Source organism: Pantoea ananatis PA13, from assembly GCF_000233595.1.
GTDB lineage: Bacteria > Pseudomonadota > Gammaproteobacteria > Enterobacterales > Enterobacteriaceae > Pantoea > Pantoea ananatis.
This window is the reverse complement of sequence record NC_017554.1, coordinates 3426099-3447767: the sequence shown is the minus strand read 5'-3', so window position 1 is coordinate 3447767 and position 21669 is coordinate 3426099. Positions and strand designations below refer to the sequence as shown.

Annotated in this window: 24 protein-coding genes, 1 other RNA gene and 1 other annotated feature; of the genes, 14 read left to right on the top strand and 11 right to left on the bottom strand. The window is 54.1% G+C overall.

Annotated elements, in window-relative coordinates; genetic code table 11:
• Window positions 1-38: 38 nt before the first annotated feature.
• On the bottom strand, window positions 39-902 hold the full coding sequence (tesB, locus tag PAGR_RS16385; RefSeq protein WP_014606434.1) for an acyl-CoA thioesterase II: 864 nt from the start codon (window positions 900-902) through the stop codon (window positions 39-41).
• A gap of 192 nt (window positions 903-1094) precedes the next feature.
• Here tesB and PAGR_RS16380 point away from each other — a divergent pair, with 192 nt between their 5' ends.
• Window positions 1095-1652, top strand: a complete 558-nt coding sequence (locus PAGR_RS16380; RefSeq protein WP_014606433.1) for a YbaY family lipoprotein — start codon at window positions 1095-1097, stop codon at window positions 1650-1652.
• 48 nt (window positions 1653-1700) lie between these two features.
• On the opposite strand, the gene PAGR_RS16375 is transcribed toward PAGR_RS16380, so the two are convergent.
• The gene (locus tag PAGR_RS16375) at window positions 1701-2012 is read right to left on the bottom strand and encodes an MGMT family protein (RefSeq protein WP_014606432.1); all 312 of its coding nucleotides are present in this window, start codon (window positions 2010-2012) and stop codon (window positions 1701-1703) included.
• A gap of 162 nt (window positions 2013-2174) precedes the next feature.
• On the opposite strand from PAGR_RS16375, the gene ffs reads away from it, so the two are divergent.
• An RNA gene (gene ffs / locus PAGR_RS23290) (signal recognition particle sRNA small type) lies at window positions 2175-2271 on the top strand.
• Between the two features lie 138 nt (window positions 2272-2409).
• Here ffs and hha read toward each other — a convergent pair.
• From hha to PAGR_RS16360, 3 genes are all read right to left on the bottom strand, one after another.
• Window positions 2410-2625, bottom strand: coding sequence for a hemolysin expression-modulating protein Hha (gene hha, locus PAGR_RS16370; RefSeq protein ID WP_013024903.1), 216 nt, complete (start codon window positions 2623-2625; stop codon window positions 2410-2412).
• Window positions 2626-2649: 24 nt separating this feature from the next.
• The gene (gene tomB, locus PAGR_RS16365; protein WP_014606431.1) at window positions 2650-3027 is read right to left on the bottom strand and encodes an Hha toxicity modulator TomB; all 378 of its coding nucleotides are present in this window, start codon (window positions 3025-3027) and stop codon (window positions 2650-2652) included.
• A gap of 146 nt (window positions 3028-3173) precedes the next feature.
• Window positions 3174-3527: a hypothetical protein gene (locus PAGR_RS16360; protein ID WP_014606430.1), complete on the bottom strand. Its 354-nt coding sequence runs from the start codon at window positions 3525-3527 to the stop codon at window positions 3174-3176.
• A gap of 354 nt (window positions 3528-3881) precedes the next feature.
• Here PAGR_RS16360 and PAGR_RS16355 point away from each other — a divergent pair, with 354 nt between their 5' ends.
• Genes PAGR_RS16355 through PAGR_RS16345 form a run of 3 tightly spaced genes read left to right on the top strand, consistent with a single transcriptional unit; the run spans window position 3882 to window position 6277 of the window.
• Window positions 3882-4550 (top strand): metal ABC transporter ATP-binding protein, encoded by a 669-nt coding sequence (locus PAGR_RS16355; RefSeq protein ID WP_014606429.1) that lies wholly within the window; start codon window positions 3882-3884, stop codon window positions 4548-4550.
• Window positions 4547-5386 carry a metal ABC transporter permease gene (locus PAGR_RS16350; RefSeq protein WP_013024907.1) on the top strand — a complete coding sequence of 280 codons (840 nt, stop codon included), beginning with the start codon at window positions 4547-4549 and terminating at the stop codon, window positions 5384-5386. The genes PAGR_RS16355 and PAGR_RS16350 overlap by 4 nt, the downstream gene beginning before the upstream one ends.
• Before the next feature lie 12 nt (window positions 5387-5398).
• Entirely contained in the window at window positions 5399-6277 is an 879-nt protein-coding gene (locus tag PAGR_RS16345; RefSeq protein ID WP_013024908.1) for a metal ABC transporter substrate-binding protein, read from the top strand.
• A gap of 59 nt (window positions 6278-6336) precedes the next feature.
• Here the strand turns inward: PAGR_RS16345 and ykgO are convergent, their stop codons facing one another.
• From ykgO to PAGR_RS16325, 4 genes are all read right to left on the bottom strand, one after another.
• Window positions 6337-6477 (bottom strand): type B 50S ribosomal protein L36, encoded by a 141-nt coding sequence (gene ykgO, locus PAGR_RS16340; RefSeq protein WP_014606428.1) that lies wholly within the window; start codon window positions 6475-6477, stop codon window positions 6337-6339.
• A gap of 11 nt (window positions 6478-6488) precedes the next feature.
• On the bottom strand, window positions 6489-6743 hold the full coding sequence (locus tag PAGR_RS16335; RefSeq protein WP_014606427.1) for a type B 50S ribosomal protein L31: 255 nt from the start codon (window positions 6741-6743) through the stop codon (window positions 6489-6491).
• Window positions 6744-7032: 289 nt separating this feature from the next.
• Window positions 7033-10182: a multidrug efflux RND transporter permease subunit AcrB gene (locus PAGR_RS16330; RefSeq protein WP_014606426.1), complete on the bottom strand. Its 3150-nt coding sequence runs from the start codon at window positions 10180-10182 to the stop codon at window positions 7033-7035.
• A 16-nt stretch (window positions 10183-10198) separates the two neighbouring features.
• The gene (locus PAGR_RS16325) at window positions 10199-11404 is read right to left on the bottom strand and encodes an efflux RND transporter periplasmic adaptor subunit (protein WP_013024912.1); all 1206 of its coding nucleotides are present in this window, start codon (window positions 11402-11404) and stop codon (window positions 10199-10201) included.
• A 142-nt stretch (window positions 11405-11546) separates the two neighbouring features.
• On the opposite strand from PAGR_RS16325, the gene acrR reads away from it, so the two are divergent.
• The gene (gene acrR, locus PAGR_RS16320; protein WP_014593091.1) at window positions 11547-12185 is read left to right on the top strand and encodes a multidrug efflux transporter transcriptional repressor AcrR; all 639 of its coding nucleotides are present in this window, start codon (window positions 11547-11549) and stop codon (window positions 12183-12185) included.
• On the opposite strand, the gene rsmS is transcribed toward acrR, so the two are convergent.
• Together rsmS and priC are read right to left on the bottom strand one after the other, a co-directional pair.
• A complete protein-coding gene (rsmS, locus tag PAGR_RS23285) occupies window positions 12182-12337 on the bottom strand; it encodes a pleiotropic regulatory protein RsmS (protein ID WP_013024914.1) in 156 nt (51 codons plus the stop codon). The two genes, acrR and rsmS, sit on opposite strands and share 4 nt — an antisense overlap.
• Before the next feature lie 75 nt (window positions 12338-12412).
• Window positions 12413-12943, bottom strand: coding sequence for a primosomal replication protein PriC (gene priC, locus PAGR_RS16315; protein WP_014593092.1), 531 nt, complete (start codon window positions 12941-12943; stop codon window positions 12413-12415).
• A gap of 57 nt (window positions 12944-13000) precedes the next feature.
• Between priC and PAGR_RS16310 the strand changes: the two genes are divergently transcribed.
• The 8 genes from PAGR_RS16310 (at window position 13001) to PAGR_RS16275 (ending at window position 21645) form a co-directional block, all read left to right on the top strand.
• Complete coding sequence (locus PAGR_RS16310) at window positions 13001-13390, top strand: DUF454 family protein (RefSeq protein ID WP_013024916.1); 390 nt, start codon at window positions 13001-13003, stop codon at window positions 13388-13390.
• A gap of 153 nt (window positions 13391-13543) precedes the next feature.
• Window positions 13544-14095 carry an adenine phosphoribosyltransferase gene (gene apt, locus PAGR_RS16305; protein ID WP_014606425.1) on the top strand — a complete coding sequence of 184 codons (552 nt, stop codon included), beginning with the start codon at window positions 13544-13546 and terminating at the stop codon, window positions 14093-14095.
• Window positions 14096-14251: 156 nt separating this feature from the next.
• Window positions 14252-16222 carry a DNA polymerase III subunit gamma/tau gene (gene dnaX / locus PAGR_RS16300; protein WP_014606424.1) on the top strand — a complete coding sequence of 657 codons (1971 nt, stop codon included), beginning with the start codon at window positions 14252-14254 and terminating at the stop codon, window positions 16220-16222.
• Window positions 15564-15625, top strand: a sequence feature (DnaX frameshifting element). It overlaps the preceding gene by 62 nt.
• Window positions 16223-16278: 56 nt before the next feature.
• On the top strand, window positions 16279-16608 hold the full coding sequence (locus tag PAGR_RS16295) for a YbaB/EbfC family nucleoid-associated protein (RefSeq protein WP_013024920.1): 330 nt from the start codon (window positions 16279-16281) through the stop codon (window positions 16606-16608).
• Entirely contained in the window at window positions 16608-17213 is a 606-nt protein-coding gene (recR, locus tag PAGR_RS16290; RefSeq protein WP_014606423.1) for a recombination mediator RecR, read from the top strand. The genes PAGR_RS16295 and recR overlap by 1 nt, the downstream gene beginning before the upstream one ends.
• A 104-nt stretch (window positions 17214-17317) precedes the next feature.
• Complete coding sequence (htpG, locus tag PAGR_RS16285; protein ID WP_170934917.1) at window positions 17318-19186, top strand: molecular chaperone HtpG; 1869 nt, start codon at window positions 17318-17320, stop codon at window positions 19184-19186.
• Between the two features lie 279 nt (window positions 19187-19465).
• Window positions 19466-20110 carry an adenylate kinase gene (adk, locus tag PAGR_RS16280; protein ID WP_014606422.1) on the top strand — a complete coding sequence of 215 codons (645 nt, stop codon included), beginning with the start codon at window positions 19466-19468 and terminating at the stop codon, window positions 20108-20110.
• A gap of 233 nt (window positions 20111-20343) precedes the next feature.
• Complete coding sequence (locus tag PAGR_RS16275; RefSeq protein ID WP_029568497.1) at window positions 20344-21645, top strand: inosine/guanosine kinase; 1302 nt, start codon at window positions 20344-20346, stop codon at window positions 21643-21645.
• The last annotated feature ends 24 nt before the right edge of the window (window positions 21646-21669 follow it).

Here is a 21669-nt window from a genome sequence, read left to right as displayed (position 1 = left end):
TAACGATAAGAGAAAAGGGGCGATTTCGCCCCTTTTTACTATTCGCTGCGCTGGCGCATCACACCTTCCTGAACCGTTGACGCCACCAGTTCCCCTTGCTGGTTGTAAAACTCACCGCGTACAAAGCCCCGCGCGCCCGATGCAGAGGTGCTCTCCACGCTGTAGAGCAGCCAGTCGTTAAAATTCAGCTCACGGTGAAACCACATAGAGTGGTCAATCGTTGCCACCTGCATATCGGATTCCAGAAAGCCTTTGCCATGGGGCTGCAGCGCCACGGGCAAAAAGTTAAGGTCGGAAGCGTAGCCCAGTAGATACTGATGGATGCGTAAATCGTCGGGCAGGGTGCCGTTAGCCCGAATCCACACCTGACGCTGCGGTTTATCAACGTGGCCTCGTAACGGGTTGTGGATCTGCACCGGGCGGATTTCCAGCGGACGCTCGGCGATAAATTTCTCGCGCAGCTTTTCTGGCAGCATATGGGCCATTTTTTGCGCCATCTGCTGCTCGTTGGGGAGATTATCAGGCCCTTTCACCTGCGGCATGGGTTTCTGATGTTCAAAGCCGCTTTCCGGCGACTGGAAAGAGGCCGTCATATAAAAAATAGGCTGACCATTTTGAATGGCGCTGACCCGGCGGGCGCTAAAACTTTTACCGTCACGCAGGCTTTCCACGTCGTAAATAATCGGTTTCTGGCTGTCGCCGGGCCGGAGAAAATAGCTGTGGAATGAGTGAATGACGCGATCTTCCGGCACGGTCTGTTTGGCCGCAAAAAGTGCCTGTCCCACTACCTGACCGCCAAAGACCTGACGAAGGCCAAGATCTTCGCTCTGGCCGCGAAAGAGGCCTTCTTCGATTTTTTCCAGATGGATTAAATTAAGCAGATTTTCGAGTGCCTGACTCATGACGCTTTCCTGATAATAAGTATTTGCCTAAGTGTGAAAGATCCGACCAGTTTCCGTCAATCAGACTTTCGGTCTTTCATCCGACCAGGCAAACTTTTGATTTTGTGCCAACATTAAAGACATACGGCGAGTGAAACGCTGTAATGAAGATTCACTGCTAAAAATCATTTTGATCAAAAGGAGACGACATCAATGAAATTCTGGCATGTGTTAAGTGGCGTAACGATGGCGATGGCTCTCGCGGGTTGTGCGCACAAAGGCAAACCGGTTCCAACCCCGACTTTAGGGTCAGCGGTTGCAGGACAAACAGCAACGATTGCTCAGCCTAACGTCAGTGGATCCGTCTATATTCGTCAGCGCATTGCGCTGCCGCCGAATGCTGCACTGACCGTGACGCTGTCAGATGCATCGGTTGCGGATGCTCCGTCGAAAGTGCTGTCCCAGCGCGTCGTGCGCACGGAAGGGAAGCAGGCGCCATTCCATTTTGTGCTGCCTTTCAACCCGGCCGACATTCAGCCCAATGCGCGCATCCTGTTAAGCGCTGCCATTACGGTTGATGGCAAGATGGCCTTCATTACCGAAGAGGTTAAACCGGTGATCAATCAGGGCGGAACAAAAACCGATCTGGTGTTAGTACCGGTCCCCTCTATGGCGATGCCAACGCAGCCTGGCGCAGCCACGAGCGTACCGGCAACGTCACCGACGCAGGTTACACCGTCAGCCGCTGTCCCGGCACCGACGACCATGTAAGGTCTCAGGGCAACCTTACCAGGGCGGCATTGCCGCCGCCCTGACGCCTTAAAATCGCCAGCGATATTGGTCTAAATCAATCTCACCGGCGTCACTCACCTCAACGCCTTCCGCCTCCAGCGCATCTCGCTGACGAAATAACCGATCGCCCTGCAGCGAAATAGTACCGTGGCGATTAATCACCCGGTGCCAGGGAAGCGTACTGCCCTCAGGTAAGCGACTCAAGACGCCACCGACCTGGCGCGCTGCTCTTGGCGAGCCCGCCAGCAGGGCGACGTCACCATAGGTCGTGACGCGGCCGGGAGGAATTGCGGCAACGATTTGCCAGATTCGCTGTTTGAAGCTGTCAGAGCTGTCCATAAACTTACCTGCCCGAGAAAAGGCGATAATTTTATCACATTGAGGGTTAATTATCGGCGATCGTACAAGAAACCAACGGTCATCCCGACCAGGCTTGCAATTGCCGGGGGCATCCCCGATAATGCCTGCGCTCTCGAAATGAGGGCTAGTCAATGGGGGCCCTGTTGGTTCTCCCGCAATGCTAGCTTGTGAACTCGGTCAGGTCCGGAAGGAAGCAGCCGCAGCAGGTGACGTGTGTGCCGGGATGTAGCTGGCGGGGCCTCCACCATTTCATCTCGTAAACATCCCTCTTCCCAGATGATAAACAGGCGAATCTCGCCTGGGCCGTTCCATTGCCGGCAGGCGAGTTGTGCAAAAACGGGCTGGTGAAATCAGATCAAACGTAATACAAAATAGGTTAGCGTACAAATTTCCAGACTGACACCGGGACTTTGTCATAGAGCTTGTTCATCGTCAGTTCAGCCAGGCGGTGATCGGCTGCTGAGTAAAATACTGCTAATTCTTCATCGGGTAATTCGTACTTATTTTTTTCAATCACGCGTTCCAGCGTGTCAATAGAGCGACAGCGCCTCAGTCGCATCAAATAATCAGTTTTAGTTAGGGTTTTGTTCATAAATAAACCGTTCTCACGTCAGTACTATAATGAATGGCTTGGCTGTTGAAGAAAAGCGCACTCTTCAGTAAACACATTAAATAAACGTTTCGCTGAGCGTTGCCAGCGCTGAAGATCCTGAGTATTTACACTGTAGTTGCTAAACAGCATAAAGGTATCATCAAGATATTCATCGATTTGGGTAATCAGTGCTTCGTCTTCAACGTGCTTAATTTTGTAATTCATGGTGAAAGAGGCGATGTGCTCAATCAAATCGTTTAGCTGTAAGTTGCTTTCGGCAGTGGGGTCATTAACCCAGCCATGATGACTGTCAGTTAATGTCGCCATGCTGTCGTCAAACAGACTCTCACACAAGTATTTAAGCTGGGCAATATCATGCCGTTTCGGTGAGTATTCGTCCATCTTTTTCCCCTCCGTAGCGAGCAAAGTTACCGCAAAGCGGCGCGATTAGGTGAAGCGGCCAGGAAGTGGTTATCGGGTTTTTAAATAACGGACTGAGTTAAGAATAGTGTAAAATCATTAGTTCTGCTCACCTCCATTACTAAATATTACAATTCATCGCCAGGTGAGGGGCGCTGATTCTCAATCGGCTCAAATACAAGCGCGGCAGGGCGGATACGGAAGCTGACTTGTTCATTTTGCGTAACGATTTCATTTAAATCGAGACACGGGTTAAATAAATTCCACTGAAAATCGTAAAGTAACTTAAATCTATTCGTCTCTGTCATCTCAACAGCAATAACACGTAAACTGCCTGGCACTAAGATGGCATTGGCTGAATACCATTGTAAATCGCCAACAAGTGAATCTGTTATTTTGAGAATATTCCGCTCTATAATTGTGGCTAATTTTGCGCAATCCGTTTCATCCTGCGCGACATCGCATTCAATTCTTACTGACATAGTCTGCTCATGAATAACAACTTATAAACCCATCATTGATGTTCTTGTGGCGGTTTGCAAGTAGTCCGCCACACATAATAAGGCCTCGTTGAGGGCAAATTTAAGCAAGTGGTTGATTCGTTGCTGCTTCTCTATAGCCCTTTTTATGGCAAATCGTGCGCTGGTTTATTTTTTGAAACACATTGCCGTGGTGATAACGCGACAACATCGGATATCATAGTTGTTATGTTATAACATTTTTTTTGGTGCGGTGATGAATCAAAGTGGACTGTTAATGTCACTCGGAGGACGGTTAGCGGTGGCTCTCCTGTTAATCGCTGTTCTGGCAACAGCGATGTGGTGGGGAATGCAGCCGTGATAGCGTTGAGAAATCTACAGGTGGGTTATCAGGGGCAATCTGTCTCACCCGTTCTGACCACCCAGTTGCCCCAGGGCAGCATGACCGCGCTGATTGGTGCGAACGGAAGCGGAAAATCCACACTGATTAAAACCATCGCTGGCTTATTGCCGCCAGTGCAGGGGCAGTGTGAACTGCATCTTCCGCGCCGGGAAGTTGGCTGGCTGCCTCAGCGAAGCGAGCTGGAAACACGTTTTCCTTTAACCGTGTACGAGCTGGTTTCAATAGGTTGCTGGCCGCGCTGTGGCTGGTTTGGCGGAATCAACCGGCGCTTGCGTAAAGAAATTAGCGAGGCCCTGGAGGCGGTGCAGATGAGCGACTATGCCGATGCTCAACCTGCCACTTTATCCGGCGGACAGCTGCAGCGTGTGCTGTTTGCCCGGCTGATGCTGCAACGTAGTCGCCTGTGGTTGCTTGATGAGCCTTTTAACGGCATTGACAGCAAGACGGTAACGCTACTGATGTCCATCTTGCAGCAGCAGCAGCAGGCTGGCACCACGCTCATGGTGGTGCTCCACGATCGCCCGCTGGTTGAGCGTTATTTTAGCGATGTCTTGTCTATGGATGATGGTGCTCACCGCCGCAGTGTGATCGATGCCGCGCCCTTACGGAGCGTGGCGCCGTGACAATTATTCAGCCGTTTATTGAGTTCAGCTTTATGCGACGGGCGCTGGTGGCCTGTGTCGCGCTTGCATTTAGCGCCACCCCGCTAGGCGTTTTTCTCTCTCTGCGCCGCATGAGTCTGATTGGGGATGCCTTATCCCATGCCGTACTGCCCGGTGCCGCTATCGGCTATTTACTCTCCGGCTTGTCCCTGGTTGCGATGGGCGTGGGCGGGCTGATTGCCGGCCTGGCGGTGGCACTGCTGTCGGGTGCCGTGAGTCGTTACACGCCGCTCAAAGAAGATGCCAGTTTTGCTGGCTTTTACCTGGGCTCGCTGGCGCTGGGCGTCACGCTCGTCTCACTTCGCGGATCCAGCGTTGATCTGCTGCACGTTCTGTTTGGCTCCCTGCTGGCGGTGGATAACCCTGCGCTGGCGGTGGTCGGTGGTATCGCTGCGTTTACGCTACTGATGCTGGCCGTCATTTACCGTCCTCTGGTCATTGATGCATTCGATTCCGACTTTCTGCGCGCACAGGGCAAATGGAGCGCGCCGCTGGTGCACGGTATTTTTCTGACGCTGGTGGTGCTCAACCTGGTCGCAGGTTTTCAGGTACTGGGAACCTTGATGTCGGTGGGGCTGATGATGTTGCCCGCCGCCAGCGCCCGTTTCTGGAGTCGTCACCTCGTCATCATGCTGGGCTCGGCCATGCTAATGGCCGTGCTGTCGGCGTTTGCCGGGCTGGTGCTTTCCTGGCACTTTTCACTGCCGGCAGGACCGGCGGTGGTGTTGAGTGCCGCAATGCTGTTCTTTCTCTCCATCTTAACAGGGCCGTGCGGTGGGATTTTGCGCCGCCATTAATCAGAGGTAGCTATGAAGATATTACCCATTAGTCTGGCAGTCGGTGCGTTAGTCATCAGTCCATTCTCTATGGCAAAAACGGTCGATGCGGTAGCGAGTTTTACCGTCCTGGCCGATATTGTGAAGCAAATTGGTGGCGATCACGTCCACGTGAAGAGTCTTGTCGGGCCAAATGGCGATCCGCACACCTTTGAACCGACACCACAAGACAGCGAAGCGCTGGCGAAAGCGGATGTGGTCTTCGTCAGCGGGCTGGGGCTGGAAGGCTGGATGAATCGTCTGGTGAGTGCCTCGGGCTATAAAGGTCAACCCGTAGTGGCGTCAACGGGCATCGAAACGCGGACGATGGAAGAAGATGGCAAAACCATCACCGATCCTCATGCGTGGAACAGCATGTATAACGGCACGATTTATGCCAAAAACGTGATGGATGCGCTAATCAAGGCCGATCCGCAGGATGCCGATGATATCCGTAAGCGCGGCGAAAAGTATATTCAGCAGCTCCAGAAGCTGGACAGCTGGGCCAAAACGTCTTTTGCGGCTATCCCGCAGCAAAAACGCAAAGTGCTGACCAGCCACGATGCCTTTGGCTATTTTGGGCAACGTTATGGCGTCTCGTTCCTGGCACCTGTCGGTTTCTCAACGGAAGCGGAAGCCAGCGCCAGCGATGTCGCCAGCCTGATCACGCAGCTTAAGCAGCAGCATATTAAAACGTACTTTATGGAAAACCAGACCGATCCTCGTCTGGTGAAGCAGATTGCCAGCGCCACAGGCGCGAAGCCGGGGGGAGAGCTTTATCCTGAAGCGCTGTCAACGGCTTCCGGCCCTGCACCCACCTACGAGGCCGCTTTTAAACATAACGTAGAGGCGATGCTGAACAGCATGCGCTGAGCATAAAAAAAGCCGGAATGGCGGGTGAGCGACATTCCGGCTAAGGTTCACGACACACATCAACGTTTTTTCTTTCTTCCCTGTACGGCTTTAAAGCGCGGATTCGTTTTACAGATGATATAGATGCGGCCTTTACGGCGCACAACCTTGCAATCCCGATGGCGATTCTTCGCCGAGCGCAGCGAACTTAATACCTGCATCATGTCCTCTCTTATCGGCGACCCAGAAAGCGGCCAAAGCGCTGGTTGAAGCGGGCAGTGCTGCCTTCTTTAGCAAAGTCTTTCTGCTTACCGGTATAAAACACATGAGATGCCGACGAGACGTCGAGCGTAACGTAAGGCAGGGTTTCGCCTTCAAACTCAACGGTACGATCGGTTTTGATGGTGGAACCGATTTTGAAATACACGTCAGCAGAGGTGTCGTGGAACACCACTGCACGATAGGTAGGATGAATATTCGCTTTCATGATTCTCACTAATGTAATGTTATACTATAACAATATTATGCGCCGTAGCCGATTCGATTGCAACCCTCCAAAAAGCAGGGAAAAACAGGGGCAGTAACAATACAGCCCGGTGGCGATGCGCGTGAGACAGGCGGAAAAGAAATCCATAGCGGAGAGGGCGAGGTGCAGTCAGAGTTAAGCGGGCATCGGGCCCATCGGCGTGGCAGACAGAGAATGTGAGCAGTCAGGTATGAGAAGGCACGATGAGGACAAAAAAAAAGGCCGCTGACGCGGCCTTTATGTTTACGGATTAATGCGAGTGGTTATCGACAGGATGATCCTTTTCGATGTCCGCTTTCTTACCGAAGCGACGGCGCACCACCACAAAGAATACCGGTACAAAGAAGATTGCCAGCGCGGTGGCGGTCACCATACCGCCCATTACGCCCGTACCGACCGCATTCTGGGCACCTGAGCCTGCGCCGGTGCTGATGGCCAGAGGCAGTACGCCAAGAATAAAGGCCAGCGAGGTCATCAGGATCGGACGCAGACGCATACGACAGGCTTCAAGCGTCGCTTCCACCAGGCCTTTACCTTCTTTCTCCATCAGATCCTTCGCAAATTCCACGATCAGGATGGCGTTCTTCGCCGAGAGGCCAACGGTTGTCAGTAACCCCACGACAAAGTAAACGTCGTTACTCAGGCCACGTAAGGTGGTGAAGAGTAATGCACCGACCACACCGAGCGGAACGACCAGCATGACAGAGAACGGGATGGACCAGCTCTCATACAGGGCAGCAAGACACAGGAACACCACAATCAGTGAAATGGCATAAAGAGCCGGTGCCTGGTTGCCTGACAGACGTTCCTGATAGGACATTCCCGTCCAGTCAAAACCGATGCCGGTTGGCAGTTTAGAGGCCAGTTCTTCCATCAGATTCATGGCTTCACCGGAACTCTTGCCCGGTCCGGCCTGACCCAGGATCTCCATGGCAGGCAGACCGTTATAGCGTTCCAGACGCGGCGAACCATACTGCCAGTGTGCCGAAGAGAAGGCAGAGAAGGGCACCATCTCGCTGTTGCTGTTACGGACAAACCACTTATTGATGTCGTCCGGCAGCATACGCGCGTCGGCTTTACCCATCACGTACACTTTCTTCACGCGACCGCGGTCAATAAAGTCATTGACGTAAGAGCCGCCCCACGAGGCTGCGAGCGTGGTGTTAATGTCACTGAGTGACACGCCCAACGCCTGCGCTTTTTCCTGGTCGATATCCAGCTTGAACTGCGGCGTATCTTCCAGGCCATTAGGGCGAACACCGACCAGCGTATCCGGATGCTGGGCAATCATGCCAAACAGCTGGTTACGCGCCTGCGTTAGCTTGTCATGGCCCAGGTTTGCCTGATCGATCAGCTCAAAGTCAAAGCCTGTCGCGTTCCCTAATTCAATAATGGCCGGCAGGTTAAACGCAAAGACCATACCGTCTTTGATTTGCCCTAATGCCTGCATGGCACGTCCCTGTATAGCCGGGACTTTCATATCGCTGCTGGTACGCTCATCCCAGGGTTTAAGGCTGACGAAGGCGATACCGGTGTTCTGGCCCCGTCCGGCAAAACCAAAACCGGCAACGGTAAAGACCGACTTAACCGAGTCCTTCTCTTTTGTCAGGAAGTAGTCAGAAACCTGATCCAGCACCTTCTGCGTGCGTTCCTGGGTTGCACCCGCAGGCAACTGTGCCTGAGCCAGTAACAGGCCCTGATCTTCTTCCGGCAGGAAGGAAGAGGGGAGGCGCAGGAACAGAAACGCCATGCCCAGCACAATCAGCAGGTAAAGCAGCAGATAGCGACCGGTACCGCGAACGATATGGCCCACGCTGTCGACATAGTGATGCGTGCTCTTGTCGAACAGGCGGTTAAACCAGCCAAAGAAACCGGTGGTTTTGCCATGATCGCCTTTTTTCACCGGCTTGAGCATGGTGGCGCAGAGCGCCGGCGTCAGAATTAACGCAACCAGTACCGACAGCGCCATCGCTGAAACAATAGTGATAGAGAACTGACGGTAAATGACCCCGGTAGATCCGCCGAAGAAGGCCATAGGAATGAATACTGCCGACAGCACCAGGGCAATACCGACCAGCGCGCCCTGAATCTGTTCCATCGATCGCTTGGTGGCCTCTTTGGGCGGCAGCCCTTCTTCCGCCATTACGCGTTCGACGTTCTCGACCACTACGATGGCGTCATCGACCAGCAAGCCGATGGCCAGCACCATCCCAAACATCGTCAGGGTGTTTATCGAGTAGCCAAAGGCGCTGATAATGGCAAAGGTACCCAGCAGAACAACAGGCACGGCGATGGTCGGAATCAGCGTGGCACGGAAGTTTTGCAGGAACAGATACATCACCAGGAACACCAACAGAATGGCTTCCATCAGTGTCTTCACTACTTCGAAAATCGAGATTTTTACGAAAGGTGTCGTGTCATAAGGGTAAACGACCTTCATACCCGCCGGGAAAGTGGGCTGCAGTTTAGCCAGCTCTGCCTTCACCGCCTCCGCCGTGTTCAGGGCGTTAGCGCCGGTCGCCAGTTTGATACCAATACCGGAAGCGGGTTTACCGTTATAACGTGCGATGATTTCGTAGTTTTCCCCACCCAGTTCAATCTGAGCCACATCGCGCAGACGAACCTGAGAACCGTCAGCATTCACCTTAAGCAGAATGTTGCCGAACTCTTTGGTCGAGGTCAGACGGGTTTGTGCAATGATAGAGGCGTTCAACTGCTGTCCCGGCACCGGTGGCGTGCCGCCTAACTGACCGGCAGCGACCTGGGCGTTCTGGGTTTTCAGCGCGTTGATAACGTCAACAGGGGTTAACTGATAGTTATTAAGCTTGCTGGGATCCATCCAGATACGCATGGCATACTGCGCCCCGAATACCTGGGTATCACCGACGCCAGGCGTACGGCTGATCGGATCTTTGATGTTTGAGGCAACGTAGTCAGAAATATCGTTCTGATTCATACTGCCGTCATCGCTGATAAAACCGGCGACCATCAGGAAGCTACTGGAGGATTTTTTAACCTGAATCCCCTGCTGTTGCACTTCCTGAGGCAGCAAAGGCATGGCCAGTTGCAGTTTGTTCTGCACCTGAACCTGGGCGATATCGGCATCGGTGCCTGACTCAAACGAAATCGTCAGCGTCAGTGCGCCCGATGAGTCACTGCTTGATGACATATACATCAGGCCATCAATACCATTCATGTTCTGTTCGATGACCTGAGTCACCGAGTCTTGCAGCGTTTTGGCGTCAGCACCTGGGTAGTTGGCCTGAATCTCAATTGCCGGCGGCGCAACATTGGGATATTGCTCGATCGGTAATTTAAGAATCGATAACGCGCCCGCTAGCATCACGATAATAGCAAGAACCCACGCAAAGATGGGGCGATCGATAAAGAACTTAGCCATGTATCAACGGCTCCTGTTATGACGATGTTTTAGCAGACTGCGCTTTGGACGGATCGCCGCTGGCGGCTTTGGCATCATCGGTGACTTCTTTAGGCGTAACCTGCGCACCCGGTTTTGCGCGTTGCAGACCGGTAAAGATCACGCGCTCACCCGCTTTAAGCCCATCAGTCACCAGCCATTTGTCGCCAATAGCCTGGGCCGCTTTAATCTTACGTGCTTCAACCTTGTTATCCGCGCCCACCACCATGACAGAGGCATCGCCGGTTGGGGTACGGCTCACCGCCTGCTGTGGCACTAAAAGGGCGTTCGGGTTGGTGCCTTCCTCCAGGCGAGCACGGACAAACATGCCAGGCAGCAACGCTTTGTCAGGGTTCGGGAAGATCGCACGCAGGGTGATGGATCCGGTGGTCTGGTCAACGGTCACGTCGGAAAATTCCAGCGTACCCGGCTGAGCATAGTCTTTGCCGTTTTGCATCAGCAGGGTGACATTCGCTTTGCCATCGTTCTGTTTCAGCTGACCCGATTCGAGTTCTGAACGTAAACGCAGGAAATCTTCACTCGACTGGGTGACATCGACATACATCGGATCAAGCTGCTGCACGGTTGCCAGCGCCGTAGTTTGCCCGCTCTGCACCAGAGCACCTTCCGTTACGGAAGACTTACCGATACGGCCGCTGATGGGCGAGGTGACTTTGGTATAGGCAAGATTAATACGGGCGGTTTCCACATTGGCTTTGGCTGACTGAACCGCGGCATTGTTTTGCGCGGCGGTGGCCACAGCCGTATCATAATCCTGCTGACTGATGTATTTAGTGCCGAGCAGCGGCTTATAGCGATTCACGGTAAGCTGCGCAATGCGTGCGTTAGCTTCCGCCTTCGCTAAATCGGCTTTAGCACTGTCGTAGGACGCCTGATAGGTCGCCGGATCGATCTGATACAGCGATTCCCCTGCTTTGATCTCTCCGCCTTCAATGAAGTTACGCTTCAGGATGATACCGGAAACCTGCGGGCGAACTTCAGCAATACGAAAAGCCAAAGTGCGGCCGGGTAATTCAGTCGAAATTTTAAGGGGTTCACTTTTAACCGTAACAACACCCACCTCAGGTGGCTGCTGCTGCTGGGCGGCCTGGTCGGATTTATTTCCGTCACATCCTGTTAACACGAAGCTGCCTGATAGCATCAGGACGGCCGCCAGAGGCGTTAACCCTCTGAATTTAGTCATAAATAAACCTCTAGAGTCCGATATCGAATGATCAATGGATCACAAAGCCAGGAACCCATTGCTGCGTAAGAGTTTAGGTCGTGCTATGGTACATACATTCACAAATGTATGTAAACTTACTCGATTGTAAAAAAAGTCCCCTATGGCACGAAAAACCAAAGCGCAAGCTCTTGAAACCCGGCATCAAATTCTTGACGCTGCACTTGCCCTTTTTTCTAAAGAGGGGGTTTCAGCCACTTCCCTGGCGGATGTCGCATCCGCAGCCAGCGTAACACGGGGGGCAATCTACTGGCATTTCAAAAACAAAGCCGATTTGTTAAACGAAATATGGCTTCGCAGTGATGCAGGGCTGGATGATGTGAAACTTGAGTATCAGACAAAATACCCCGGTGATCCACTTTCCATTCTGCGAGCGATGCTGGTGTATATCTTTCAGGCGACGGCCAGAGATCCTCAGCGCCGCGCGCTAATGGAAATTATCTTCCACAAATGCGAGTTTGTGGGGGAAATGGCGGCGGTAAAAAGCATTCAGCAAAGCCTGTTGCTGGAGCGTTACAATGAAATAGAAGACGTTTTGCGCCAGTGCATTGATGCCGGGCAGCTCCCGGAAACCTTCCAGACGCGTCAGGCCGCGCTGATTATGCGCGGCTACGTGAACGGCATGATGGAAAGCTGGCTGTTTACACCCGATAAGTTTGATCTGGTTACCGATGCGCCTGTGCTGGTTGATGCGCTGATTGATATGCTGCGCTTCAGCCCAACGCTGGCTAAAAAGGCCTAATCTTTACGCTGCGTGTCGCGCTTTCTTTCAAAGTCGCGCTGAACGATGGCCAGTGCAGACAGCACGGTTTCTACCGCGATCTGATTCTCTTCAAGCAGCTGAATGAGATCGACGGCCAGTTTTACCTCTTCAGGCGCCGTTTCCAGGGACATCTTTCCTCCTGAGCAGTTGTATCATGGGCCAGATAAGCGTGCCATCCGTGAATCCCCTCCAGCACGGATAGCGCATTAAGTGTTAAAGGCGCTGTTTGCCAGCGACATTGCCCACTCCACCGAACGTATGGCCTGTCGACAGCGTGCCATACGACCTTCGAGCACCTCCAGGTCTTTCTTCAACTGCTGCTGCACGGCCAGCGTTTCCGCCAGCGCCATTCGCTGTTCACGCTGGTCGATCATAGCCTGCAGTCGACGTTCATACTCGCGGTATTCCTGATATTTTCGCTGCCGGGAAGAGGGCTGAGCGCGCTCCTGTGGGCTACGCAACTGTTGGGTGCGGGCCTCACGTTGCAGAGCAGCAATCTGATCGACCAGATGGCTGGCCAGCCACTGGCTGCGGGCCACGTCACCGTTGGGCTGGCACAAACGCTGATAATTGTGTTCAATCTCCTGCAAATAATCCGCCAGCCGGGTGCCTTTGGTGGTAAAAAGCTGGCTGTCAAAGCGGGGGGAACGGCAGTATCCATCAGGATGGCTGGCAATATCCTGTCGTAAATCAAGCATGCAGTTAAGCAGGCGTTGGTGTGCAGTGACGTAACTCATCGCCCGAGACTCAGGTATGCTAAGGTTACGTGACTGGAAACGCGCTGAGCGATCGTTATGCAACGCATTGTATTATTGACCCTTGGCTGGCTGGCGATTGTGCTTGGCATACTGGGTATTGTATTACCTTTATTACCCACCACGCCATTTATGCTACTGGCGGCCTGGTGTTTTGCCCGCTCTTCTCCCCGATTCCACTACTGGCTGCTCTGGAGATCGCCTTTTGGCCGTTATATCCGCCACTGGCAGCAGCACCGTGGCATGCCCCCCGGTGCAAAAAGCCGGGCGATGATCGTGATTGTAATAACCTTTGCGGTGTCTCTCTGGCTGGTTCCGCTGTGGTGGGTACGCGTCATGTTACTTATTATGCTGGCTGTGCTACTGCTGTTTATCGGGCGCATGCCGGTGGTGGCAGAAACAGCGGATGAACGTTTACCGCCGCGATAAAGTTGCAATTAGCCGACCATTTGCTTAGATTTGGGCCTCTTCGTGTGTAGCTTCCCATTATTCATGCCTCTTCGCTGAGCCTTTAACCCGGTGTTGGCGCTATTGAAGCTGCGCAAAACAGAACAGAATTTTTTTTTTACCAGGCTTAAGATTATGACCGACACTGCGCAGCAGCTTGAACTGATTAAAAACAGTATCAAAAGTATTCCTGATTACCCGAAGCCGGGTATTCTTTTCCGTGACGTCACCAGCCTGTTGGAAGACCCAAAAGCCTATGCCGCGTCCATCTCGCTGCTGGTAGAGCGTTATCGCAATAAAGGCATCACCAAAGTGGTGGGCACGGAAGCGCGGGGTTTCCTGTTCGGGGCACCTGTCGCCCTCGGACTGGGGCTGGGCTTTGTTCCGGTGCGCAAGCCGGGCAAACTGCCACGTGAAACCTTCAGCGAAGCTTACGAGCTGGAATACGGTACCGACCGACTGGAATTGCACAAAGATGCTATTCAGCCAGGCGATGTGGTGCTGGTGGTCGACGACCTGCTGGCAACGGGGGGCACGCTCGAAGCGACCATCAAACTGATTCGTCGTGCAGGCGGCGAAGTTAAGGATGCGGCATTTATTATCAACCTGTTCGATCTGGCAGGTGAAGCGCGTCTCAAGGCGCTGGGCGTTGACAGCTACAGCCTGGTCAATTTTCCCGGCCACTAACCCTCGCTTGCGGCCTCGTGCTCCGCAGGCCGCACATCTTTCCCTGTTCAAGATAACGAGTGATAGGTGAAAGCGTAGCTGTTAGACTACTGCAATCATATACAGGGGTTGCAGTGCGTCTGCGCTCACATTTCCATCCAAATTCGTCGAAACCACATGAGCTATCAGGTACTTGCCCGAAAATGGCGTCCACAGGCGTTTGCTGATGTTGTCGGTCAGGAACATGTTCTGACGGCGCTGGCGAATGGATTGTCTCTGGGACGCATCCATCATGCTTATCTCTTCTCCGGCACGCGGGGCGTAGGGAAAACCACGATTGCCCGTCTGCTGGCAAAAGGGCTTAACTGCGAAACCGGTATTACCGCAACACCCTGCGGTCAGTGCGACAACTGTCGTGAGATTGAGCAGGGGCGCTTTGTCGATCTTATTGAGATTGACGCGGCCTCGCGCACCAAAGTGGAAGACACACGCGATCTGCTCGATAACGTGCAGTACGCGCCCGCGCGCGGCCGGTTTAAAGTCTACCTGATCGATGAAGTGCACATGCTGTCGCGTCACAGCTTCAACGCCCTGCTGAAAACGCTGGAAGAACCGCCTTCGCATGTAAAATTCTTGCTGGCCACGACCGATCCGCAAAAACTGCCGGTGACGATTCTGTCGCGCTGCCTGCAGTTTCATCTAAAAGCGCTTGAGGTCGATCAGATCCGCCAGCAGTTGGATCATGTTTTAGAGCAGGAGCAGATCGCGCGTGAGCCACGCGCCCTGCAACTGCTCGCCAGAGCCGCCGATGGCAGCATGCGTGACGCGTTAAGCCTTACCGATCAGGCCATTGCAATGGGCGAGGGCAGCGTGACCAGCGCCACCGTGGGCACGATGCTCGGAACGCTTGATGATGAACAGCCGCTTGGCCTGCTCGAAGCCGTGGTTGAGGGCAATGGCGAACAGATGATGACGCTGCTAGCCCACGCGGCTTCACGCGGCGTTGAGTGGGAAGCGCTGTTGGTTGAGATGCTGCGCCTGCTGCACCGGATTGCCATGGTGCAGCTCCTGCCCACGTCGCTCAATGACGATGAAGAGAGCAATGCGCTACGCCTGCGTGAGCTGGCGCGCGCGGTGCCACCGGCCGATCTCCAGCTGTACTACCAAACCCTGCTCATGGGGCGTAAAGATTTACCGCTTGCGCCCGATCGCCGCATGGGGATTGAAATGACATTGCTGCGCGCCCTGGCGTTCCATCCCAAGGCAGCCATCGCCGAACCGATCGCGCGGCCAACGCTGACGGCGCAGTCGGCACCGGCACCGGTGCAGAATGTCGCTGCCCAGCCCGCTCAAAAGGCGCCCGCGGCGCAGCCGCAAATGGCCGCGCCGGAACCGGCTGTCAGTCAGCAGGCCGTGCCGCCGGCTTCGCCCGATCCGTCACTGTCCAGCTCCACCAGCCAGCTCCTGCAGGCGCGCACCCAGTTGCTGCGCCAGGGAGCAAACAAAGCAAAAAAGAGTGAGCCGGCAGCGCCAGGTGCGCGGCCGGCCAACTCTGCGCTGGAACGACTGGCCTCTGTTACCGAACGCAGCCAGCAGCGAGTCCGAGACAGCGCGCCTGCGGCACCGGTAAAAAAAGAGGCTTACCGCTGGAAAGCACAGACGCCAGTGACAGAGGTCGCTGAGCCGGTCGCGACGCCAAAAGCCTTGCGTTCTGCGCTGGAGCATGAGAAAAATCCTGAGCTGGCCGCGCGACTGGCGGAAGAAGCCCAGCAGCGCGATGCATGGGCGGCAGAGGTCGCGGGCTTACCGCTGCCTAAACTGGTTCAGCAACTGGCCCTGAATGCATGGAAAGAAACCACGGATAACGGCATTTGCCTGCATTTACGTTCCAGTCAGCGCCACCTGAATTCCGCGTCGGCGCAGCAGGCCCTGAGCGCCGCGTTAAGTCAGGCAGCAGGCCATCAGGTTGAACTGTCGGTTATTGAAGACGATAATTCTTCGGTATTGACGCCACTGGAGTGGCGTCAGGCCATTTATGAAGAGAAGCTGGCGCAGGCGCGTCAGTCAATCTTGAGTGACACCCACATTCAAACCCTTCGTCGCTTTTTTGATGCCGATTTGGATGAGGAAAGCATTCGACCCGTTTGAACACGCTGCAACGGTCTGAATAAACCGCGTTGTAGCCTCAGCAGAGAGAGAAAACTATGTTTGGTAAAGGCGGATTGGGCAACCTGATGAAGCAGGCCCAGCAGATGCAAGACAAAATGGCCCAGGTTCAGGAAGAAATTGCCGCCCTGGAAGTCACGGGTGAATCAGGTGCTGGCATGGTCAAAGTCACGATCAACGGTGCTCACAACTGCCGCCGGGTAGAAGTCGATCCGAGCCTGCTTGAGGACGACAAAGACATGCTGGAAGATCTGATTGCCGCCGCATTCAACGATGCCGCTCGTCGCATTGACGAAGTGCAGAAAGAGAAAATGGCCTCTGTCTCTTCAGGCATGCAGCTGCCACCAGGCTTCAAGATGCCGTTCTGATGCAAACCAGCCCCCTGCTAGAGTCTTTAATGGAGTCGCTGCGCTGTTTGCCGGGCGTTGGGCCTAAATCGGCCCAGCGTATGGCGTTTCAACTGCTACAGCGCGATCGGAGTGGCGGAATGCGGCTGGCGCAGGCTCTGACCCGGGCGATGTCGGAAATCGGCCACTGTGCCGATTGCCGCACCTTCACCGAGCAGGAAATTTGCACCATTTGCGCCAATCCCCGGCGACAGCAAAATGGTCAAATCTGCGTGGTTGAAAGCCCGGCAGACATCCATGCTATTGAGCAAACCGGGCAATTTGCCGGCCGCTATTTCGTGTTGATGGGGCATCTTTCGCCGCTGGACGGCATTGGTCCAGCCGATATTGGTCTTGACCGACTGGAACAACGGCTGGAAAAAGAAACGCTTCACGAAGTGATTCTGGCGACCAATCCCACGGTTGAAGGTGAAGCTACCGCGAACTACATCGCTGAATTGTGCGGACAGTATGGCGTCGACGCGAGCCGTATTGCGCATGGGGTTCCGATGGGCGGTGAACTGGAAATGGTCGATGGCACCACGCTGTCCCACTCCCTGGCCGGTCGTCAAAAGATTAAATTTTAAACGCTTGCCGGTGTTGTGAAAGACACCGGCTTGAAAACCTCTCATTTATCCCCACATCCTCCTCAACGTTCGTTAAATCTGATTCTGTTGAGGTAGCAATGACCATGAAAGGACAAGAGACTCGTGGCTTTCAGTCAGAGGTAAAACAACTTCTGCACCTGATGATCCATTCTCTCTATTCAAACAAAGAGATTTTCCTGCGTGAGCTGATTTCCAATGCTTCGGATGCGGCAGATAAACTGCGCTTCCGCGCGCTGTCTGATGCCAGCCTGTATGAAGGCGATGGCGACCTGCGCGTGCGTCTCTCTGTGGATAAGGACAACCGTACCATTACGCTGAGCGATAACGGTATCGGCATGCGTCGTGATGAAGTGATTGAAAACCTGGGCACCATTGCTAAATCAGGCACCAAATCCTTCCTGGCGTCTCTGGGCTCAGACCAGGCGAAAGACAGCCAGCTGATCGGTCAGTTTGGCGTAGGCTTCTATTCGGCGTTTATCGTGGCCGACAAGGTCTCTGTGCGCACCCGTGCAGCGGGCGCGGCAGAAGACGAAGCTGTCTTCTGGGAATCCGCGGGTGAAGGGGATTACACCATCGCGGATATCAGCAAAGCCGAACGCGGTACCGAAATTACCCTGCACCTGCGCGAGGGCGAAGATGAGTTCCTTGATAGCTGGCGCGTACGCAACATTATCAGTAAGTACTCCGATCACATTGCCCTGCCGGTAGAAATCGAAAGCAAAGACGAAGAGACCGGCACCACCACCTGGGAGAAAATCAACAAGGCCCAGGCGCTGTGGACGCGCAACAAAGCTGACATCAGCGATGAAGAGTACAACGAGTTTTACAAACACATCGCCCACGATTTCAGCGATCCGGCAATCTGGAGCCACAACCGTGTTGAAGGTAAACAGGAGTACACCAGCCTGCTTTATATCCCGGCGCGTGCGCCGTTCGACATGTGGAACCGCGATCATAAACATGGCCTGAAACTGTACGTACAGCGCGTGTTTATCATGGATGATGCCGAGCAGTTCATGCCGAATTACCTGCGCTTCGTGCGCGGTCTGATTGACTCAAACGATCTGCCGCTTAACGTATCGCGTGAAATCCTGCAGGACAGCCGGGTAACCCAGAGCCTGCGTGGCGCGCTGACCAAGCGTGTGCTGCAGATGCTGGAGAAATTGGCAAAAGACGACAGCGAAAAATACCAGACCTTCTGGAAAGAGTTCGGTCTGGTACTGAAAGAAGGCCCGGCGGAAGATCACGCGAATAAAGAAGCGATTGCTAAACTGTTGCGCTTTGCCAGTACCCAAAGCGAAGGCGCGGCGCAAACCGTTTCGCTGGAAGAGTACGTCAGCCGCATGGTAGAAGGTCAGGAGAAGATCTACTACATCACGGCCGACAGCTATGCCGCCGCCAACAGCAGCCCGCATCTGGAGCTGTTCCGTAAGAAAGGCATCGAAGTGCTGCTGTTGTCCGATCGCATCGACGAATGGATGATGAGCTACCTGACCGAGTTCGACGGTAAAGTCTTCCAGTCTGTCAGCAAAGCCGATGACGCACTGGATAAGCTGGCCGACGAAGAGACGGAAGAGCAGAAAGAAGCTGAAAAAGCGCTGGAGCCGTTTGTTGAACGCGTGAAAACGCTGCTGGGTGAGCGCGTGAAAGAAGTGCGTCTGACGCACCGCCTGACCGATACGCCGGCGATTGTGACCACGGATGCGAACGAGATGACCACGCAAATGGCCAAACTGTTTGCTGCGGCAGGTCAGGACGTGCCGGAAGTGAAATACATCTTTGAAATCAACCCCGATCACCAACTGGTGAAACGCGTGGCGGATACCCAGGATGAAACCCGCTTCGGTGAGTGGATAGAGCTGTTACTGGATCAGGCGCTGCTGGCCGAGCGCGGCACGCTGGACGATCCTAACCAGTTTATCCGCCGTATGAATCAGTTACTGACGGCGTAAGCCAATCAAAACCGGTGGCAAGGTCCACCGGTTTTTTTTTGCTTAAGTGCATCGCCTGATTTCAGCGAGCCGTTTTGTTGCGCAAACGCCATGAAATGCATTCAGCCTAAGCCGCCAGTCCGAAAATGCCCTTTCGCTGACCTGACACACTGCTATCACGCGCTAAAGCCAGTACACTAAACTTTCCTGACCCGCCGCTTCCTTGTGGTGGGCGGGTCATAATGGTATGTTCTTCCGCTTCTCAGATTCATCAATGCGATTCGCAAGGGGATTTACGCAATGCGTATTATTCTGCTCGGAGCTCCGGGCGCAGGTAAGGGGACTCAAGCCCAATTCATCATGGAGAAATACGGTATTCCGCAGATCTCCACTGGCGACATGCTGCGTGCAGCGGTTAAAGCTGGCACCGAACTTGGCAACCAGGCGAAAGCCATTATGGATGCCGGTAAGTTGGTTACTGATGAGCTGGTCATTGCGCTGGTTAAAGAGCGCATCACCCAGGAAGATTGCAAAAACGGTTTCCTGCTTGATGGTTTCCCACGCACCATTCCTCAGGCTGACGCAATGAAAGAAGCCGGTATTAAAGTGGACTACGTGCTGGAGTTCGCCGTACCGGACGAGCTGATTGTTGAGCGTATCGTAGGCCGCCGTGTTCACGCGCCATCAGGCCGCGTCTACCACGTCAAATTCAATCCACCGAAAGTGGAAGGCAAGGATGACGTGACCGGTGAAGAGCTGACCACGCGCAAAGACGATCAGGAAGAAACGGTGCGCAAACGTCTGGTGGAATACCATCAGCTGACTGCGCCGCTGATTGCTTACTACAGCAAAGAAGCGGAAGCGGGGCACACCGCGTATCACAAGATCGACGGTACGCGCAACGTGTCCGACGTGAGCGCAGAGCTGGCTAAGATTCTCGGCTAAGCGGATTGGGGCTGGCCAGGCTGGCCCCTTTTGCCCTCAACGCGTTGATTTCCCCTGTGTCTGTTTCTCTCCTCTTACTGCATGCTGCTGGACAGAAGGCCGAGGTTCGCCTGGTGCTAAATACAATGGCAGAACATACTGAGATGAATATGCAGTGGGTCTACTTGCGACAGTAAAGTCACGATACAGAATGTGATATGCTTCTCTGCCTGTTTTTCCTCACGGCAGTTACCATGAAATTTCCCGGCAAACGTAAATCCAAACATTACTTCCCCGTTAGCGCCCGCGATCCGCTGTTACAGTCCTCCCAATTTGATAGTGAAGACGGCAGTTGGGTGGTCGGCATCGATCAGACGCTGGTCGATATCGAAGCCAAAGTCGATGACGCCTTTCTTGTTCGCTACGGCCTGAGCGCTGGCCATTCGCTGGTTATCGACGATGCCGTGGCGGAAGCGCTGTATGCGGAACTGATGCGTGACGAACTGGTGACCCACCAGTTTGCGGGCGGCACAATTGGTAATACGCTGCATAATTTCTCGGTGCTGGCGGACGATCGTTCCGTACTGCTGGGGGTGATGTGCAACAATATCCAGATTGGCGGTTATGCCTACCGCTATCTGTGTAATACCTCCAGCCGAATGGACCTGAACTATCTGCAGGGCGTTGACGGTGCGATTGGCCGCTGCTTTACGCTGATTGGCGATCAGGGCGACCGCACCTTTGCTATCAGCCCGGGGCAAATGAATCAGCTCAGGGCGGAAAACGTCCCTGAAGACGTTATTGCGGGCGCCTCTGCGCTGGTGCTGACCTCCTATCTAATCCGCTGCGAGGCGGGCGAGCCCATGCCTGAGGCAACGTTAAAGGCCATTGAATACGCCAAACGCCACAACGTGCCCGTGGTCCTGACGCTGGGCACCAAACACGTCATCGGCGACAACCCGCAGTTCTGGCGCGATTTTCTGCGCGATCACGTTTCAATTGTGGCCATGAACGAAGAAGAAGCCCTGGCGCTGACCGGCGAAGCCGATCCTCTGCTGGCATCGGATATGGCGCTGGAATGGGTTGACCTGGTGTTGTGTACCGCAGGGCCGACCGGATTGTATATGGCGGGTTATACGGAAGAGGCGTTCAAGCGCAAAACGAATCATCCGCTGCTGCCTGGCGCGATTGCGGAGTTCAACCTGTACGAATTTAGCCGGGCGATGCGTAAACAGGACTGCCAGCAGCCGCTACGCATTTTTTCTCACATCGCCCCTTATATGGGCGGCCCGGAAAAGATCATGAATACCAACGGGGCAGGGGACGGCGCACTGGCCGCATTGCTGCACGATATTACGGCAAACAATTATCATCGCCGCAACGTGCCTAATTCCAGTAAGCATGCGCGCGCTTATCTCACCTATTCGTCCCTGGCGCAGGTTTGCAAATATGCGAACCGGGTAAGCTATCAGGTGCTGAACCAGCATTCTCCCCGACTGACGCGCGGCCTGCCCGAGCGGGAAGACAGCCTGGAAGAGTCCTACTGGGATCGTTAAGCCGGAAAGACAAACTGCCCCTCA

What these genes read in the sequence shown, in the direction of transcription:
- tesB (WP_014606434.1), bottom strand. Translation starts at nt 902, where the DNA reads ATGAGTCAGGCACTCGAAAATCTGCTTAATTTAATCCATCTGGAAAAA.
- PAGR_RS16380 (WP_014606433.1), top strand. Translation starts at nt 1,095, where the DNA reads ATGAAATTCTGGCATGTGTTAAGTGGCGTAACGATGGCGATGGCTCTC.
- PAGR_RS16375 (WP_014606432.1), bottom strand. Translation starts at nt 2,012, where the DNA reads ATGGACAGCTCTGACAGCTTCAAACAGCGAATCTGGCAAATCGTTGCC.
- hha (WP_013024903.1), bottom strand. Translation starts at nt 2,625, where the DNA reads ATGAACAAAACCCTAACTAAAACTGATTATTTGATGCGACTGAGGCGC.
- tomB (WP_014606431.1), bottom strand. Translation starts at nt 3,027, where the DNA reads ATGGACGAATACTCACCGAAACGGCATGATATTGCCCAGCTTAAATAC.
- PAGR_RS16360 (WP_014606430.1), bottom strand. Translation starts at nt 3,527, where the DNA reads ATGTCAGTAAGAATTGAATGCGATGTCGCGCAGGATGAAACGGATTGC.
- PAGR_RS16345 (WP_013024908.1), top strand. Translation starts at nt 5,399, where the DNA reads ATGAAGATATTACCCATTAGTCTGGCAGTCGGTGCGTTAGTCATCAGT.
- ykgO (WP_014606428.1), bottom strand. Translation starts at nt 6,477, where the DNA reads ATGCAGGTATTAAGTTCGCTGCGCTCGGCGAAGAATCGCCATCGGGAT.
- PAGR_RS16335 (WP_014606427.1), bottom strand. Translation starts at nt 6,743, where the DNA reads ATGAAAGCGAATATTCATCCTACCTATCGTGCAGTGGTGTTCCACGAC.
- PAGR_RS16330 (WP_014606426.1), bottom strand. Translation starts at nt 10,182, where the DNA reads ATGGCTAAGTTCTTTATCGATCGCCCCATCTTTGCGTGGGTTCTTGCT.
- PAGR_RS16325 (WP_013024912.1), bottom strand. Translation starts at nt 11,404, where the DNA reads ATGACTAAATTCAGAGGGTTAACGCCTCTGGCGGCCGTCCTGATGCTA.
- acrR (WP_014593091.1), top strand. Translation starts at nt 11,547, where the DNA reads ATGGCACGAAAAACCAAAGCGCAAGCTCTTGAAACCCGGCATCAAATT.
- rsmS (WP_013024914.1), bottom strand. Translation starts at nt 12,337, where the DNA reads ATGTCCCTGGAAACGGCGCCTGAAGAGGTAAAACTGGCCGTCGATCTC.
- priC (WP_014593092.1), bottom strand. Translation starts at nt 12,943, where the DNA reads ATGAGTTACGTCACTGCACACCAACGCCTGCTTAACTGCATGCTTGAT.
- PAGR_RS16310 (WP_013024916.1), top strand. Translation starts at nt 13,001, where the DNA reads ATGCAACGCATTGTATTATTGACCCTTGGCTGGCTGGCGATTGTGCTT.
- apt (WP_014606425.1), top strand. Translation starts at nt 13,544, where the DNA reads ATGACCGACACTGCGCAGCAGCTTGAACTGATTAAAAACAGTATCAAA.
- dnaX (WP_014606424.1), top strand. Translation starts at nt 14,252, where the DNA reads ATGAGCTATCAGGTACTTGCCCGAAAATGGCGTCCACAGGCGTTTGCT.
- PAGR_RS16295 (WP_013024920.1), top strand. Translation starts at nt 16,279, where the DNA reads ATGTTTGGTAAAGGCGGATTGGGCAACCTGATGAAGCAGGCCCAGCAG.
- recR (WP_014606423.1), top strand. Translation starts at nt 16,608, where the DNA reads ATGCAAACCAGCCCCCTGCTAGAGTCTTTAATGGAGTCGCTGCGCTGT.
- htpG (WP_170934917.1), top strand. Translation starts at nt 17,318, where the DNA reads ATGAAAGGACAAGAGACTCGTGGCTTTCAGTCAGAGGTAAAACAACTT.
- adk (WP_014606422.1), top strand. Translation starts at nt 19,466, where the DNA reads ATGCGTATTATTCTGCTCGGAGCTCCGGGCGCAGGTAAGGGGACTCAA.
- PAGR_RS16275 (WP_029568497.1), top strand. Translation starts at nt 20,344, where the DNA reads ATGAAATTTCCCGGCAAACGTAAATCCAAACATTACTTCCCCGTTAGC.